Source organism: Phycisphaerae bacterium (assembly GCA_017999985.1).
Classification (GTDB): Bacteria; Planctomycetota; Phycisphaerae; order UBA1845; family Fen-1342; genus JAGNKU01.
Genome location: JAGNKU010000005.1, coordinates 297,623 through 312,420 on the forward strand (window position 1 = coordinate 297,623; position 14,798 = coordinate 312,420).

15 protein-coding genes are annotated in these 14,798 nt (G+C 68.2%); 7 read left to right on the forward strand and 8 right to left on the reverse strand.

Features of this window, described 5'->3' with window-relative positions; genetic code table 11:
• Positions 1–30: 30 nt before the first annotated feature.
• From atpE to KA383_09120, 4 genes are all read right to left on the reverse strand, one after another.
• Positions 31–306, reverse strand: coding sequence for an ATP synthase F0 subunit C (gene atpE, locus KA383_09105; GenBank protein MBP7746280.1), 276 nt, complete (start codon positions 304–306; stop codon positions 31–33).
• A gap of 139 nt (positions 307–445) precedes the next feature.
• The gene (locus KA383_09110) at positions 446–1,492 is read right to left on the reverse strand and encodes a F0F1 ATP synthase subunit A (GenBank protein MBP7746281.1); all 1,047 of its coding nucleotides are present in this window, start codon (positions 1,490–1,492) and stop codon (positions 446–448) included.
• A 7-nt stretch (positions 1,493–1,499) separates the two neighbouring features.
• The gene (locus KA383_09115) at positions 1,500–1,907 is read right to left on the reverse strand and encodes a hypothetical protein (protein MBP7746282.1); all 408 of its coding nucleotides are present in this window, start codon (positions 1,905–1,907) and stop codon (positions 1,500–1,502) included.
• Between the two features lie 5 nt (positions 1,908–1,912).
• The gene (locus KA383_09120; GenBank protein MBP7746283.1) at positions 1,913–2,161 is read right to left on the reverse strand and encodes an AtpZ/AtpI family protein; all 249 of its coding nucleotides are present in this window, start codon (positions 2,159–2,161) and stop codon (positions 1,913–1,915) included.
• A gap of 324 nt (positions 2,162–2,485) precedes the next feature.
• Between KA383_09120 and KA383_09125 the strand changes: the two genes are divergently transcribed.
• Together KA383_09125 and KA383_09130 are read left to right on the forward strand one after the other, a co-directional pair.
• Complete coding sequence (locus tag KA383_09125) at positions 2,486–4,153, forward strand: response regulator (GenBank protein MBP7746284.1); 1,668 nt, start codon at positions 2,486–2,488, stop codon at positions 4,151–4,153.
• A 44-nt stretch (positions 4,154–4,197) separates the two neighbouring features.
• Complete coding sequence (locus tag KA383_09130; GenBank protein MBP7746285.1) at positions 4,198–6,207, forward strand: glycogen debranching enzyme family protein; 2,010 nt, start codon at positions 4,198–4,200, stop codon at positions 6,205–6,207.
• Positions 6,208–6,231: 24 nt separating this feature from the next.
• Here the strand turns inward: KA383_09130 and KA383_09135 are convergent, their stop codons facing one another.
• Positions 6,232–6,855 carry a PAS domain-containing protein gene (locus tag KA383_09135; protein MBP7746286.1) on the reverse strand — a complete coding sequence of 208 codons (624 nt, stop codon included), beginning with the start codon at positions 6,853–6,855 and terminating at the stop codon, positions 6,232–6,234.
• Positions 6,856–6,992: 137 nt separating this feature from the next.
• Here KA383_09135 and KA383_09140 point away from each other — a divergent pair, with 137 nt between their 5' ends.
• A complete protein-coding gene (locus KA383_09140) occupies positions 6,993–8,990 on the forward strand; it encodes a thioredoxin domain-containing protein (protein MBP7746287.1) in 1,998 nt (665 codons plus the stop codon).
• A 304-nt stretch (positions 8,991–9,294) separates the two neighbouring features.
• On the opposite strand, the gene KA383_09145 is transcribed toward KA383_09140, so the two are convergent.
• Positions 9,295–9,945: a phosphoribosylanthranilate isomerase gene (locus tag KA383_09145; GenBank protein ID MBP7746288.1), complete on the reverse strand. Its 651-nt coding sequence runs from the start codon at positions 9,943–9,945 to the stop codon at positions 9,295–9,297.
• Positions 9,946–10,007: 62 nt separating this feature from the next.
• Here KA383_09145 and KA383_09150 point away from each other — a divergent pair, with 62 nt between their 5' ends.
• Positions 10,008–11,531: a M48 family metalloprotease gene (locus KA383_09150; protein ID MBP7746289.1), complete on the forward strand. Its 1,524-nt coding sequence runs from the start codon at positions 10,008–10,010 to the stop codon at positions 11,529–11,531.
• Positions 11,532–11,617: 86 nt separating this feature from the next.
• Here KA383_09150 and KA383_09155 read toward each other — a convergent pair whose 3' ends face one another.
• Both KA383_09155 and recO read right to left on the reverse strand, forming a co-directional pair.
• The gene (locus KA383_09155) at positions 11,618–12,298 is read right to left on the reverse strand and encodes an LON peptidase substrate-binding domain-containing protein (protein ID MBP7746290.1); all 681 of its coding nucleotides are present in this window, start codon (positions 12,296–12,298) and stop codon (positions 11,618–11,620) included.
• Positions 12,299–12,346: 48 nt separating this feature from the next.
• Positions 12,347–13,084, reverse strand: a complete 738-nt coding sequence (gene recO / locus KA383_09160) for a DNA repair protein RecO (GenBank protein ID MBP7746291.1) — start codon at positions 13,082–13,084, stop codon at positions 12,347–12,349.
• Between the two features lie 114 nt (positions 13,085–13,198).
• Between recO and KA383_09165 the strand changes: the two genes are divergently transcribed.
• Genes KA383_09165 through KA383_09175 form a run of 3 tightly spaced genes read left to right on the forward strand, consistent with a single transcriptional unit; the run spans position 13,199 to position 14,714 of the window.
• Positions 13,199–13,501 (forward strand): hypothetical protein, encoded by a 303-nt coding sequence (locus tag KA383_09165; protein ID MBP7746292.1) that lies wholly within the window; start codon positions 13,199–13,201, stop codon positions 13,499–13,501.
• Positions 13,502–13,518: 17 nt separating this feature from the next.
• Positions 13,519–14,535 carry a dipeptide epimerase gene (locus KA383_09170; GenBank protein ID MBP7746293.1) on the forward strand — a complete coding sequence of 339 codons (1,017 nt, stop codon included), beginning with the start codon at positions 13,519–13,521 and terminating at the stop codon, positions 14,533–14,535.
• 26 nt (positions 14,536–14,561) lie between these two features.
• Positions 14,562–14,714: a hypothetical protein gene (locus KA383_09175; GenBank protein ID MBP7746294.1), complete on the forward strand. Its 153-nt coding sequence runs from the start codon at positions 14,562–14,564 to the stop codon at positions 14,712–14,714.
• The last annotated feature ends 84 nt before the right edge of the window (positions 14,715–14,798 follow it).

Sequence of the window (14,798 nt, forward strand, 5' to 3'; positions counted from 1 at the left end):
CTGCCTCGCTAACGCACACCGGCCTGGCGCCTAGGCCCCCGTGGCGATCTTGCCGGCGATGCCGTTGCACACAACCAGCGCGAAGAACGTGAAGCCTTCGATCAGGGCCGCCGCGATGATCATGGCGATGAAGGCGTTGCCGCGCACTTCCGGCTGACGGGCCATGGACTCGACCGCGCAGCCGGCCAGGTGCCCGATGCCCTTGGCGGCCCCGATGCAGACCAGGCCCGCGCCGATCCCGGCGCCCAGGCCCATCAGGCCCGCATTGCTGAACAGGGGTACCGCTTCCGCGAGGATGGTGAGCATGATTGAATCTCCTAGTGCACCATGCCGTACGATGAATCGATCCGACCGGCGTTAAGCAAGCGGGACCGGGCGCCGGCTACCCATGCCCTAAATCCGTGTAGCTGTCAGCCGTCAGCTTTCAGCTCTCAGCTTCAATGCATCAATGCTCCGGCGCCACCGCCATACTGATGAAGAGTGTCGTCAGGAACACGAAAATATACGCCTGCAGAAACGCGACGAAGAGTTCGAGGCAGTTCAGGGCGACACAGCCGACCGTGCTGATCGCGCCCACGGTGTAACCCATCACGACTGACTTGGCCGTGAAGATCAGCAGCAGGATGGAGCCGAGCACGATGTGCCCGGCGACCATGTTCGCGAAGAGACGAATCATCAGCGCGAACGGCTTGATCACCGCCCCGATCAACTCGAGCAGCAGTAGTACCAGCCACATGATGACATCGAGCACGGTGAGCACAATGGCGGCGGCGACGCTGCTCCCGGGTGCAGGCTTGAATACGTGGGGTGCAAAGTTCCAAACGTACAGGGGAAACGCAACCAGAACTGCAAGCGCCGGCGACATCCCCGCGCGGCGATTGTGATGCGCGTGATCGTGCTGTTCGTCACCTTCATGGCCGTGATGCCCATACGTCCCGGCGACAAGGCTGCGATAGACTTCCTGCACGCCGCTGCCATGGATCATCAGGAACGCACAGAGCGCGAGTCCCCCGGTGATCGCCAGGTTGCCCGTCGCCGTGCCGCCGATGTTCTGCAGCTTGCCTCCGGACGCGAACCGAATGATGTCCGCCAGGGGAATCAGGCCCAGCAGATTGCAGAACAGAATGAAGAAAAACAGCGTCCAGAGGAACGGCATGAACCGGTCCGTGCGGTGTTTCAGAACCGGACGCGCCACTTCCTCGCGGATGAACTGCAACAGCGCCTCGAACAGATTCATGAGCGAGCCGCGCGGCGGGTTCGGCACCGCGCCGCCGCCCGCGTAGGCCCGCGCCAACCACGGGAAGATCAGCAAGCACAACAGCGCCGCTACCAGCGTCATCAGCAGTTGATTGGTGAAGTAGAACTCGTGACTCAGCGGAAAGCCGAGCAACGGAATCTCGTTGGCGCCGAAGTCGAGGTTCGTCGGCAGCAACTGGAAAAAGCGGTGCGGCAGGACGTGGTCGACCGGATCGTGGGCAGCCAGCGTCAACACGGGCGTGTCACTCCGCGTGCGGGGGATGCGGGGCGTAAACGCGGCGGACAATAGTAACGATCAGGACCGTCTCCGCCACTAACAGCAAGAGATATATCGCCAGAATGCACGCCAGGAATGGCGTCAGCGGCGGTTCGACGAACGCTTCGTAGCCGATGGCGAGCGCACCCGTGACCAGGAGACGGATAGCCGTCGCGCCAAACGCGGTCATTGGTGCGTGCTGTGGCCAGTACGTCGCCACTACGCCCAGCGGGATGGCAGCCAGCACGCCGCCGACCAGGCAGATTACCGCCGCCGCATACAGCGTCGCCACGCCGGGTGGTCCCCAGCGCTCGGCCACCGGGCCGCGTCCGAGGCCGACGGCGAGCACGACGACCGCCGTCAGCACGACGATCTGTAAGAGCGTGTATTTCATAGCACTTACAGCCCAAGCCGCTTGGACTCACGGAGCATACGATATAGCCCGAGTGCCGTGCCGAGCAGGAGCCCGCCGAGCAGGCCCCAGGGTTCCCAGCCGCGCCGCTGGTCGAGCCACCAGCCTCCATAGCCGAAAACGCCCAGGTAGGCGAGGAACTCGAGGACGAGAGCATACATCCGCAGCCAGCCGACCGGCAATCGTCCGTCCGGGTGGTCCTGCTCATCGCCGGATTCAGACCGCTTGGCCGACATCGCTGACCGCGGGCTCCCGAGGTGCAAGCGGGCGGCTATACCCACAACGCCGCCCTCGGCACATGACGCCCAACGGGGCGCTTCCGATTCGTTGGTCCCTAAGTCTATGCGCGATCCGTGCCCCCGACAACGCCGAAAACATTGCTCACGCGCCGCCCGCGCGACAGCGCAATTCTCGCCGCTCCACCGCTGCTCGACGCGCCGTTCCGGCGTACTCGGACGGCCGGCGGGGGTCGGGTCGCCACTTGGAAAAACTCCCCGACTGGGGTACAACGATCCGTGTTCGCGCGCGACGACACCATCTGACAACGATGCGGATCGTGCATGGCGACTGAACCGACATCCGGGCATCCGCGACGGATTCTCCTGATCGCGGATTCGCAGGCCGCGCCCCTCTGGCTCCCGGCGCTGCAGGATCGTGGTGCGGTGCACGTGGCCGCCACGGTCGCCGAGGCGCTCGCTGCGCTGCACGACACACAGTTCGATATAGTCATCTGCCCCGGATCGGAACTGCTCCCGCTCAGCACCGCCGCCGCGCGCGATCAGGCCCGCACCATCCTGGACGGCATCGCGCTCGGTGTGTGCACGGTCAGTCGCGACGGGGCCTTGCTGTGGGCCAACGCCGCCCTGCACCAGTACGCGCCCGAAGCCGTCGAGGCCGTGCGGGCCACGTGTGCGGCACTGTTGCCGGACCTCGTGGCCGACACTGCGCCGCGGACGATCCAGCGCACGTTGAGTGTGGGGCAGAAGCAGTTCCTGGACCTGACCGTTTCGGCGCTGCGCGATGCCGCCGGCGTGGTGGACCGCGTGGTCGGCCTGGTGAACGACACGACCACGCTGGTGCGCATGCGGGACAAGCTCGACGCGATCGACGCCGCGGGGCGCGAGCTGGTCGCGCTGGGCGCCGACGACGCCACGCGGATGGAAGTGCCTGAGCGCCTGCAACTGCTCGAGGACCGGCTCATCCGCTACTGCCACGATCTGCTCGACTTCACGCATTTCGCGGTACGCGTGCTCGACCCGCAGACCGGGCGCCTGGACACGGTCCTCTCGGGCGGATTCTCGGAGGCCGCGCGGGCCACCAGCGTCTACGCCCGCAAGGAAGGCAACGGCATCACCGGCTACGTCGCCGCCACCGGAACGCCCTACATCTGCCCCGACATCACGCACGACCCGCTCTATCTGCCCGGTCTCGAATGCGCCCGCTCGTCGCTGACCGTGCCGCTGCGACTCAACGAGCGGATCGTCGGCGTGCTGAACATCGAATCCGACCAGCCCGCCGCGTTCACCGACGAGGATCGCCAGGTCGCCGAGATCTTTGGCCGCTACATCGCGACGGCCCTGCAGATGCTGAAGCTGCTGGTGGTGGAGCGCAGCGAGACCACGGGGCAACTGGCCGCCGACGTGCGCTCCGAGCTGGCTCAGCCGCTCGACGACATCGTCGCCGAAGCCACGCACCTGCTCGCCCAGCGCCCCGACGCGGACGAGACGCAGCGGCGGCTGCGCGCCATCCTGGGCCACGTGGACCGCGTGAAGGAGACGCTGCAAGGCATCGCGACGCCGCCGGCCATCCGCGGCCTGACGCCCGAAAGCGGCGAACGCCGCCCGCTGCTCAGCGGCAAGCGCGTGCTCGTCGCCGATGATGAAGACATCATCCGCGAGACGATCGCCGACGTGCTCTCGAAGGCCGGCGCCCTGCCGGTCACGGCCCGCGACGGCGAGGAGGCGGTCGGCATGCTGCACACGCAGCACCTCGATCTCGTGCTCTCCGACATCAAGATGCCGTACAAGAACGGCTATGAAGTCTTCGCCGCTGCCAAGGCCGTGAACGCCCGCTGCCCGGTGATCCTGATCACGGGCTTCGGGTATGATCCGGAACATTCGATCGTGCGGGCCAGCCGCGAAGGTCTGGCCGGCGTGCTCTTCAAGCCCTTCAAGGTCGAGCAGTTGCTCGAGCTGATCGAGAAAGCCGTCGCCACGGATGCCGGATAGGCCGGCCTCCCCTGCCCGGTGCGCCTGCCGAAGGCCGTAATACCATGAACATCCACCTGCCAGAGCGGATTTGCACGAACGTGGACGCGACCCTCGGCCGCGAGTGGCTCGTGACCAACGGCCTGGGCGGGTTCGCCGCCGGTACGGTCGCGGGCGCGCTCACCCGGCGCTATCACGGCCTGCTGCTGGCGGCGCTGCACCCGCCGGTGGGGCGCCGCCTGCTGGTGACGAAGCTGGATGAAACCCTGCAGGTCGGCGCGCGGTCGATTCAGCTCTACACCAACATCTGGAGCACCGGCGTCGAACAGCCGGCCGGCTGCCAGCACCTGCGGCGCTTCGACCTGCTCGGGGGCGTGCCGACCTGGACGTATGTGGTCGGCGGCCTGCAACTGCTCAAGCGGATCTGGATGGAGCCCGGGCAGAATGTCACGTACGTGCGCTACGAGCTGGACCGGCAGGCGCCCCGCGTGCGCTTCGCCGCGCGCCTGCTCGTGAATGACCGGGCGTACGATCAGCTCGCGCACGGCGGCGAGGAGGCGTTCCAGGTCCAGGCCGCCGAGCATCTGCTCGAGATCCAGCCCCCCCACGCGCGCGTGCCGGTCCTGGTGCGCTGCAGTGGCGCGGGCATCGCGGATCTGCGCTGGCACGTGGAATACGGCTGGTGTCGCGGGTTTCATCTGCCGCTGGAGGCCGCACGCGGGCAGGACCACGTGGAGGACCACCTCGACCTGGCGCGCTGCGAGCTGACGCTTGACCCGGGCGCGACCGTGACGTTCACGCTGGCCGCGGCGCCGCGCGGCCGGCTTGACGAGCGCACCGCGCTGCAGCGCCGCGCCAAGCACACCCACGCGCGGCTCGCCGAGTGGTCGGCCCGCACGGGGCAGCCGGTCGAAACACTGCCGGTCCCGCTGGCGCAGCTCGTGCTCGCGGCGGACCAGTTCGTCGTGGCGCGCCAGGTGCCGCAAGCGCGTGACGGCCACACGGTCATCGCCGGCTATCCGTGGTTCACCGACTGGGGCCGCGACACCATGGTCGCACTGCCGGGATTGACGCTGGTCACCGGGCGGCCGGAGGTGGCGCGCCAGATTCTGCGCACCTGGGCCCACCACGTGGACCAGGGGCTGATCCCGAACCGCTTCGCCGACGCCGGCGATCGGCCCGAATACAACACCGCCGACGCCACGCTGTGGTACCTGTGGGCCATCGACCAGTACGTCCGCGCGACCGGCGACGTGGCCACCCTGGCCGAACTGTTCCCCGTGATGACGGACATCATCGCCTGGTACCGGCGCGGCACGCACCACAACATCCGCGTCGGCGACGACGGGCTCGTGTACGCGGCCGATCCCGGCTTCAATCTCACCTGGATGGACGCCAAGTTCTTCGACCTGCTCTTCACGCCCCGCATGGGCAAGCCGGTCGAACTCAGCGCGCTGTGGTATGACGCACTGTGCAACATGGCCCGCCTGGCGGACTTGGTGGAAGCGCCCGGCGACGAGTACATGCGCCTGGCCGACCGCACGCGCGGCTCGTTCCAGCGCTTCTGGAACGCCGAGCGTCATTGCTGCTACGACGTACTCGACGGCCCGGACGGGGCGGATCCGCGCGTGCGCCCCAACCAGATCTTCGCCGTCGCGCTCACGCATTCGCCCCTGTCGCGCGAGCAGCAGGCGGCGGTCGTCGCCACCTGCGAGCGCAAACTGCTGACGTGGTTCGGGCTGCGGACGCTCGCGCCCGACGAACCGGACTACCGGGGACGCTACACCGGCGTGCTGCGCGAGCGCGACGCCGCCTACCACCAGGGCACCGTCTGGGCCTGGCTGCTGGGGCCGTTTGTCATCGCGCATCATCGCGTGCACCACGACACCACCCGCGCCGGCCACTTGCTCGAACCGCTGCTCGGGCAGTTGTGGACGACCGGCGTCGGCTCGCTCAGCGAAGTCTTCGACGGCGACGAGCCCCACGAGCCGGACGGCTGCTTCGCCCAAGCCTGGTCGGTGGCGGAAACCTTGCGAGCCTGGTGGTTGACTCAGGGAACGGGCAGTCGCGCTTGACGGCGCGCACCCCCGGTGGCGGGGTCAATTCTTGCGCGGCGGCCGCGTGCTGATCCCCAGCTTGCGCATCTTGCGCCAGAGGGTGGTCCGGCTGAGGCCGAGCTCTTCGCAGACGGCCGCGCGGTTCCAGTGGTTGCGCCGCAGGACATCCTCGATCGTGCGACGCTCCGCGGCCTCGAGGATCGGCAACTCCGCCAGCGCCTGCGCGGAAGCAACCTGGGCCCGGGCGACCGGCCGCGTGGGCCAGGCCCCCGGCGCCTCGAACGCCGGCACTTCGTGGAACGTCTCCACGCCGCCCACGATCGTCCCCGTGCTGTCGCGCAGCGCGCGCGCCGACACGTGCAGCGTTACCGGACGATTGTGGCGGTCTAGAATGTGATGCTCCTGGCTGAGCGTGTCGCGGCCGTCGCCGAACAACTGTGTCATGGGACACTCGGCGACATTCTGGCAGACGGAGCGCCGCATGATTTCATAGCAGACGCGCCCGACCGCGTCGACCCGGTTGAAACCGGTCATGTATTCCGCGGCACGGTTGAAGCTGGTGATGACGAAATCACGGTTGATGGTCAACACCGCATCCGATACGGAGTCGAGAACGGATTGATACTGCTCCCGACTCAGAGCAGAACTGAGGCGTGGTTCACTCATCACCGCCATTCTAGCATACCGCCGGCCGGCATGTGAATGCCCCGCGCTGGCGCACCTGCGCTTTTCCGCGCGGCGCGCTTCGGATAAGCTGGCTTGGCCGCTGATTCGCCAGTGAAACACTGTTTATCGGAGACACGATGGCCCGCCCGCCAGCCACTCCACGCCGCGACCAGCGCCCGTCGCGGACGACCGCCAGCCCGGCGACCGCTCGGGGAGGGCTGATCGCCGGCGCCGTGTGCCTCGCGGTGAGCAGCGTCGCCGCGCTACTCCTGGTCATCGACCATCTCGGCGCCAGCCTGCCGGGCTGCGGCCCCGGCGGGGCGTGCGAGCAGGCCGCCAACAGCATCTGGGGCAAGCTCAAGATCGGGACATTCGACTGGCCCGTATCGCACCTCGGGCTCGCGTACTTCGCCGCCGCCCTGGTCACCTGGCTGGTCACGCGCGCGGCGTTGCCGCGACCGCTGCGCTACATCGTGCGGCTGGGAGCGCTCGCCTCACTGGGCTTCTGCGGCATTATCGTGCTAGAGCACTTGCCGTGTCCGTACTGCCTCGTGGCGCATCTGGGAAACTTCGCGTTCTGGTTGACGATGGAACTGCGCCGCACCACAGGCGCTCACCCGCGCGGCGCATTCACCGCGGCGGTCGGCAGTTTCATCGCTGCAACCGCGGTGCTCGGCATCGTGGAACACCAGTACCGGGCGGGGGTCGCCGCCCGGGGCGAACGCGACCTCGCCGACGCCACCCGGACCATCATCGAACGTTCCCACACGTCCACGCAGTCCGCGACACCCGCCACGACCCCGGTCGCGCCACCGCGAACCGGCGAGACTGCACGATCACCGCAGACACTTCCGACCACGAGCGCCCCGGTCGCGCCCCCGCCCGCGAGCACGCCGGCGGACTGGCAAAAGACACCCTTCATTGGCCGATATCCCCACGGCCCTCTCGAAGCCCCGATCCGCATCGTCCTGTTTACCGATTACCAGTGCGCGGACTGCCGGCAGATCGAGGCCCAACTCGCCACCCTCATGAAGAGTCGCACTGATCTCTGCGTCTCGGTGAAGCACTTCCCCTTCTGCAAGGAATGCAACCCCAGCGTGGAGCGCGACATGCACCCCAACGCCTGCTGGGCCGCCCGCGCCGCCGAGGCCGCCGGCATGTTGTGGGGGGCGGACGGGTTCTGGAAAGTGCATGAGTGGCTGTTCGCCCGCCGGGGCAGCTTCACCACCCGCGAAGAACTCGAGCAGGGGATCCGCGACCTCGGGTTCGAGCCTGCTGCGTTCGTCGCCATGATGACCAGCCAAGAAACGCTGAATCGCGTCCGCGCCGACGCGGAGGAAGGCAAGCGCCTGGGGCTGTTCTTCACACCCATGATCTTCATCAACGGCGTCGAGTTGAAGGGCTGGTATGTGCCAAACGCGCTAGCGCGCGCCATCACGGAAATCGCCGCGACCAACCCGCCGCCGCGCACCGCCGCCTTCGACCAGCCGCCGCTGGCGCGCGACAAGTACGTGCAGGATTGGGTCGATCAGCCAGTCCGCAACCTGCCGCCGGATGCACAGGCCTGGACCCTCGGCGCGGAGCAGCCGCGGATCGAGATCGTCCTCTGGGGCGACTACTCGGAGCCCTACACCGCCGAGTCCGACGGGATCATCCGCGCCTTCGTCGCGCAGCATACCGATGCACGGTACACCTACCGCCATTATCCATTCAACAAGGACTGCAACCCGCAGGTGAGCAATACCAGGTTCCCGTTCGCGTGTCGGGCCGCACAGGCCGCGGAGGCCGGCGGCCACCTCGGCGGCCACGACGCCTTCTGGAAGCTGCACGCCTGGCTGATGGAGCACCCGCAGCAACACACGGATGAAGCGGTCATCGCGGCGGCGACGGGCTTCGGACTGGAAGCGGAAGCGTTCAAGGCGGCGATGGACTCACCCGAAGTGCACGCCGCCGTGGCCGATGACGTCCAGGCCGGCAAGCAGTTTCCGTCGCTGCGCCACGGGACGCCCGCGGGCCTGCATTCGATCCCCTCCATCTTCATCAACGGCCGGTTCGTGCCACGCCCGCGGCTGGGAAATGAATCGGTCCTGGGTCTGATCCTCGACGCAGCGGCCGCTGAGCAGCCGGCGCCGTAGTCCGCGTCAGTGTGCCCGGAAAATCCGCGCGGTCACCCCGTCCCGCCCCACCCGGGCCCGCACCTTCCTCAGGCACTTCGGGCAGTGACCTTCATAGAGCATTCGCTCAGGGCGCCGGTAAACTCGCGCGTACACGCCACAGCACTCGAAGAGAATGCCAATGTACGGGCGCGGCGCGCCCGGCGTGTCATCCGCCGGATCGATCGGGGTGTCATAGCAGTCCAACGGCACGGACGCGGCCTCCGCTGCGCGGCTGCGCGTAGTATCGGCGGCGGTCACCCCGGCCCTTGATTCTGCCCGTCGCTTACAGCCGGCGCGCCAGCTCGACGAAACGCCGCACGGCGTCGTGGTCCTTCGCCCCCGGGCGCAGTTCAACGCCGCTGGCCACGTCAACGCCGTCGTAGTGCCCGCTGGGCACGGCCGTGCCAAGGTTGCCGGGCGTCAGTCCGCCGGCGCACCACACGGCCGGCGGACGCGCGCAGCAGGCGTGGGAGATGTCGCCCAGCCGTTCGAAACCAGGGTGCGGGCCACCCTTGGGGGCATCCAGCAGCACGACGTCGATCCGCACGCCGGCCTCGCGCGCCTGTCGCAGATACAGCGCCAGGTCGTCGCCCGACTCCGGCCTCTCGATTTCCCAGGCGCGGATGAGTCGCAGGTGCGGCCGCGCGGCCAGCAACCGCCCCAGGTACGCAACCGACTCGTGCCCGTGGATCTGTATCCACCGGCAGTGTGTCGCGTCCAGCGTGGCGAAGACTTCTTCGACCGGCGCCCCGCGAAACACGAGCACGGGCTCAACCGGCGCCGGCAGGACACCCATGATGTCGCGCACGGCGTCCACGGAAACTTGCCGCGGACTGGGCGCCAGGATGAACCCGATGAAGTCCGCTCCCGCCCGGGCGACCGCCGCCGCGTCGTCCCGATTCGTCACACCGCAGACCTTCACGGACAGCGCCATGCGCGCCTCCCGCCGATCCTTACCGGACCCGCGCCGCCCGGCGACGTGCCGCGGCTTGTTTTGTGGCCGGCTCCTACTATCGTACCAGCATGTACCTGGTCGTCATCGGCGTTCTCGCCCTGGTCCTCACGCTTTCCGGCCCGATCTACCGGGGCGTGCAGGGCACCGGCCTGACCCTGGCGGCCATCGCGGGGGCCATCGTGCTGCCGCCGCTGGTCATGCTGCTGGTCACCCGCCGCACACTGCGCGTGTTTGACGACTGCCCTGAGCAGCCCAGCCGCGGGCAGGCCGCGTACGGGCGCGGGATGGTGCTCGTGCAGGCGCTGCTGGCGCTGGGACACAGCGGCACGCTACTGGCCACCGACTGGCTGCTGCTGTGCGGGCGCGTCCCGGTGGTGGGGAAGTGGGTGCTCGTGCCCGGACTCATCGCGCTCGCTCCATTCCTGCTGTCGATCGTCCTTGTGTGGCTGGCGGCCTATCCCGCGGACCGCGCCGTGCGGCAGATCGCGCTCGAAGTGTACCTGTTCCGCGGCCGGCCCGTGCGGCCGGTCTGGTCCGTCGTCCGGTTCCTCCTCTACAACCTGCGGCACCAGGTGCTCTTCGTGCTCGTGCCCATGCTGCTGATCCTGGCCGCGAATGACGTGGTCACACGCTATCGCCACGAGTTGCAGCGGCTCACAAAACTGAATTACGCGGCGGATCTGACGGTGGGGCTGGCCGCGCTGTTCGTCGCAGTCATCACGCCGGAGATTCTCCGGCACGTGTGGGTCACGCAACGGCTGCCCAGCGGCCCCTTGCGCGACCGGCTCGAGCGACTGGCCGCGAAGCTGCGGCTGCGGTGTCGCGACATTCTGGTGTGGCGCAGCGGGGGCATGATCGTCAACGCCGCGGTGATGGGCGTGGTCGCCCCGCTCCGCTACGTGCTGATCACCGACGGCATGCTCGAACAGATGGACGACACCAAGATCGAGGCCGTCTTCGGCCACGAGGCCGGGCACGTCAAGCGCCACCACATCCTCTATTTCCTGCTCTTCGCGTTCATCACGGGCTGCATCCTCACGGTCTTCTCCGTGCGCACCCACGGGCTCGCCCACCGCGACGAACTGAGCTACCAGGCCGCGCTGACAGCCATCGCCGGCGTGCTCGCGCTCAAATGGGGCGTGCTCTTCGGCTGGATCTCCCGCCGCTTCGAACGGCAGGCCGACATGTACGGCGTGCGGACCCTCGCGGTCAGCGGCCTGCCCTGCGGCCAGCCGTGCCACCTGCACACGCCAGAGGGTAACCCCGGTCGCATCCGCGGCGACGAGCTGTGCAGCACGGCCGCGCACGTCTTTGCCGACGCGCTGCACGAGGTCGCGCTGCTCAACGGCATCCGCCCCGAGGCCCGCAGTTGGCGGCATGCGTCCATCGCCCTGCGCTCGCGCACCTTGCAGGAATACGCCCTGGAACCGCAGCGCGCCCGGCGCGCGGAGCGCGTCGTCGTGGCGGTGAAGCTCGGCATCCTGCTGGCGGCGATCGTCGGCGGCGTGTGGGCGGCCCATGACCTGCGCGTCTGGGATTCGCTGCAACGCTGGCTCCCCGGATAGCGTGGCCGAGCCCACCGCTCGATCGGACGGGGTCAGAACCACAGGCACCAACCCCCGCCGTTCCCTCCCCCCAAGAGGTGCGCTGATCAGTTCATGCTGTTCCCGTCCGGCCGCATCGGCCGCCAGTAGTTGCGGGCGATGGCAGCGAGCGTCCGCATGTGGTCAATCAGCATCTGCGTCCGCGCCGCGGCTTCCGGCTCGTCCAGCAGGCATTGCCGCAGCTCCGCCTCGACCGGCAGACCCGCCGCGATCAGGTCGCACACGTCGTCCAGATCAAGGTCGGCCTCCGCCAGCCGCAACCAGTGCCGGCGCACGTCTGGATCGAGCGCCCGATTGCCGCGAATCGCCGCGAACAGCTCCTCGCGCAACTGGTCCACCTGCGTCTGGCTGCTGTGGCAATACGTCTGCACCGGCGTGACGCGCGCCAGCCGGTAGTCACGTTCCGTCAACTCCTCGACAATCGTCGCCCGGCCGACGCCGCGCAGCAGGAGGTTGTAGTTCCCATTGGCCACCTGCTCGGACTGGTAAATCTGCCCGACGCCGATCGTCTTGTGGATCGGCGCGTGCCGCGTGAACTCCAGCGGCTCGTAACCCGGCCGCAGCAACGCCACCGAGATCATGCGCGGCCCGGCGAGCGCGTCCTTCATCATCGCCCGGTAGCGCGGCTCGAAAATGTGCAGCCGCAGAATCGTGTGCGGAAAAAGCACCACCTCCGGCAGCGGAAAAACCGGCACGATCTCCGGGATGGCCCGCGAATCGTCTGCCATGTGCAGCCTCAACCGCTCCGGCGCCGCCCGCGCGGCGCCTGCGCCAAATCATAGCCCTCCGGACGGCGTTTTGGCGAGCAACGCCGCCACGTCCGCCGCCGTCTTGAATCGCCGGCCCGCAACGTGCGTCAGGTGATAATCGAGCAGTTCGAACCACGCCCGCGGCGGACCGGTCTGCGGCGTCGTGGTGACCAGCTCCGGCGGCACGCGCCATTTCTCGACGTAGTGCGCCTCACAATCGCGGCACAGCAACCCGCCCGCGCCGGCACTAAAGAAGACGACGCGCGCCGCGCCAATCGGCCGGTGACAGCTCACACACTCCGTCAGATGCGGCGCGTACCCGATCGCCCGCAGCAGATCACTCTGAAACGCCGGCAGACACGCCGACGCCGGCCCCTCTCCCGCCAGCGCCCCCAGTGTCGCCACCAGGGCCGCGTACAGCTCCGGGTGTGGGTCCGCCTCCTCCGTCAATGCCGCGACCAGCTCGACCGCGTACAGCGCGCCATAGAGCCGCAGCAGCTCGCGCCGCACGCCCGCAAACGTGTCACGCTGCACCCAGTCCGTCAGCGTCGCGAGCTGCGCATCGCCGTGCGGCGGCACGAAGCCCACCTCGCCCCGCTCCAGCAGGTCCAGACCGGCGGAGAAGCGGGTCTTGGTGCTCCGGCGGGCGCCCTTCGCGATCAGCCGCAACAGGCCGTGCTGCGCCGCGAACAGCGTGACGATCTGCGACGTCTCCGAGAACTCGGTCAGCCGCACCACGACCGCCTCGTCCTTCAGGGGATTCATGCGCACCTCGGCTCCCGGCGTGGCCGCGCGGCCCCGCCAGCCATACAATAGCGGGCACGCGGCGGAAGGAAACGGCCCCGACGCCGGTGGCCGCCGCCGTGCCCGAGAGCGGCCGTGGATTCGCCGAGCCTGGACCAATTCGTGGGGCACTGCGTCGTGCTCGACACGCCGGGGCCGCTAGTCTACATCGGCCGGCTGGAGGCGTGCGACGAGCGTGGCTACTGGCTGACGCGGGCCGACGTGCACGACCGCGACGAGGGCCACAGCACCAAGGAACGCTACGTCAACGACGCCTGCCTGCTCGAACGCGAAGGCGCCCGGCCGATGAACCGGCGGCGCGTGTTCGTCGAGCGGACGGCCGTCATCAGCATCTCGGCGCTGGCGGACGTCATCGTCGACGGCGAGTTCACCGAATAACGAGGAAGGTGGTTGGCATGAAACTGAGCTGGCACCGGCAGACGATCCGCCCGCGGCACCGCTTCGCGACCTCGGGGTGGGGCACCGATGAGAAGGAAACGATCATCGTCGAGCTCGAACACGACGGCGTGGTCGGGCTGGGCGAGTGCGTGCCGTCGGAACTCTACGGCCAGACGCTGGAGTCCTGCGAGGCCACGCTGGCCGTCGTGCCCCAACTGCTGGGCAACGACCCCTTCGCCATCGAGCCCATCATCCAGCGCCTGATCGCGGCGTACGATTCCCAGCGCGCCACAATCGACGGCCTCGACGCGGCCCTGCACGACTGGTGCGGCAAGAAGCTGGGCGTGCCCGCGTGGCGCCTGCTCGGGTTGCCGCAGCCGCGCAAGCAAACCACGTTCACCATCGGCGTCGCCGACCGCGACCTGACCCGCGTCAAGGTGAACGAGGCCCTCGAGGCCGGCTTCGACGCGCTGAAGATCAAGGTCGGCGTCGAGGACGACCACCAGACGCTGACCTACATCCGCGAGCGCTTCAACGGGCCGCTGTTCCTGGACGCGAACATGGCCTGGACGCCGGAACAGGCCATGAAGATGATCCCCGCGCTGGCACAGTACCGCCCGACGCTGATCGAGCAGCCGCTGAAGAAAGAGGATTGGAAGCACATGGCTGAGCTGCGTAAGCTGGGCGTGGCGCCGATCTTCGCCGACGAGAGCTGCGAGCGGCCCGCGGACGTGCTGCGGCTGCAGGGCTGCGTCGACGGGATCAACATCAAGTTCAACAAGTGCGGCGGCATCCGCGAGGCGCTGCGGATGGTGACGCTGGCGCGCGCCCTGGACATGAAGATCATGCTGGGTTGCTTCGTCTGCTCGAGCCTGGCGATTGCGCCGCCGCTCACGATCTCGTCGCTGATCGACTACGCGGACCTGGATGGTGCGTTGCTGCTGGCCAAGGACCCCTTCGACGGCATCACGCGTCAGGGCGGCATCATCACGCTGAGCGAAAAGCCCGGCCTCGGCGTCTGGCCGCGCAAGTAGCCCCCCAACTGTCCGGAGCACGCCGTATGCCTCGCAACCTGCGTCGGCATCTTTTGTGGCGGCTGATCTACTTGCTGATCGTGCTGATCGGCGTCGTCGTGCTCTACTATCTCGTGCCGCGCGAAGTGCTCGACGCGCTGCGGAACACGTATTTCTCCAAAAACCCCGGCGAGTTGTGACGCGCGGTCGCACCCGGGAGGGCGAAGCTCCCGCTGAGCCGGCGCAGTGATAAGGTGATAAGGTGAAGAGGGGGCGCCGCACGG

What these genes read in the sequence shown, in the direction of transcription:
- atpE (MBP7746280.1), bottom strand. Translation starts at nt 306, where the DNA reads ATGCTCACCATCCTCGCGGAAGCGGTACCCCTGTTCAGCAATGCGGGC.
- KA383_09115 (MBP7746282.1), bottom strand. Translation starts at nt 1,907, where the DNA reads ATGAAATACACGCTCTTACAGATCGTCGTGCTGACGGCGGTCGTCGTG.
- KA383_09120 (MBP7746283.1), bottom strand. Translation starts at nt 2,161, where the DNA reads ATGTCGGCCAAGCGGTCTGAATCCGGCGATGAGCAGGACCACCCGGAC.
- KA383_09125 (MBP7746284.1), top strand. Translation starts at nt 2,486, where the DNA reads ATGGCGACTGAACCGACATCCGGGCATCCGCGACGGATTCTCCTGATC.
- KA383_09130 (MBP7746285.1), top strand. Translation starts at nt 4,198, where the DNA reads ATGAACATCCACCTGCCAGAGCGGATTTGCACGAACGTGGACGCGACC.
- KA383_09135 (MBP7746286.1), bottom strand. Translation starts at nt 6,855, where the DNA reads ATGAGTGAACCACGCCTCAGTTCTGCTCTGAGTCGGGAGCAGTATCAA.
- KA383_09140 (MBP7746287.1), top strand. Translation starts at nt 6,993, where the DNA reads ATGGCCCGCCCGCCAGCCACTCCACGCCGCGACCAGCGCCCGTCGCGG.
- KA383_09145 (MBP7746288.1), bottom strand. Translation starts at nt 9,945, where the DNA reads ATGGCGCTGTCCGTGAAGGTCTGCGGTGTGACGAATCGGGACGACGCG.
- KA383_09155 (MBP7746290.1), bottom strand. Translation starts at nt 12,298, where the DNA reads ATGGCAGACGATTCGCGGGCCATCCCGGAGATCGTGCCGGTTTTTCCG.
- recO (MBP7746291.1), bottom strand. Translation starts at nt 13,084, where the DNA reads ATGAATCCCCTGAAGGACGAGGCGGTCGTGGTGCGGCTGACCGAGTTC.
- KA383_09170 (MBP7746293.1), top strand. Translation starts at nt 13,519, where the DNA reads ATGAAACTGAGCTGGCACCGGCAGACGATCCGCCCGCGGCACCGCTTC.
- KA383_09175 (MBP7746294.1), top strand. Translation starts at nt 14,562, where the DNA reads ATGCCTCGCAACCTGCGTCGGCATCTTTTGTGGCGGCTGATCTACTTG.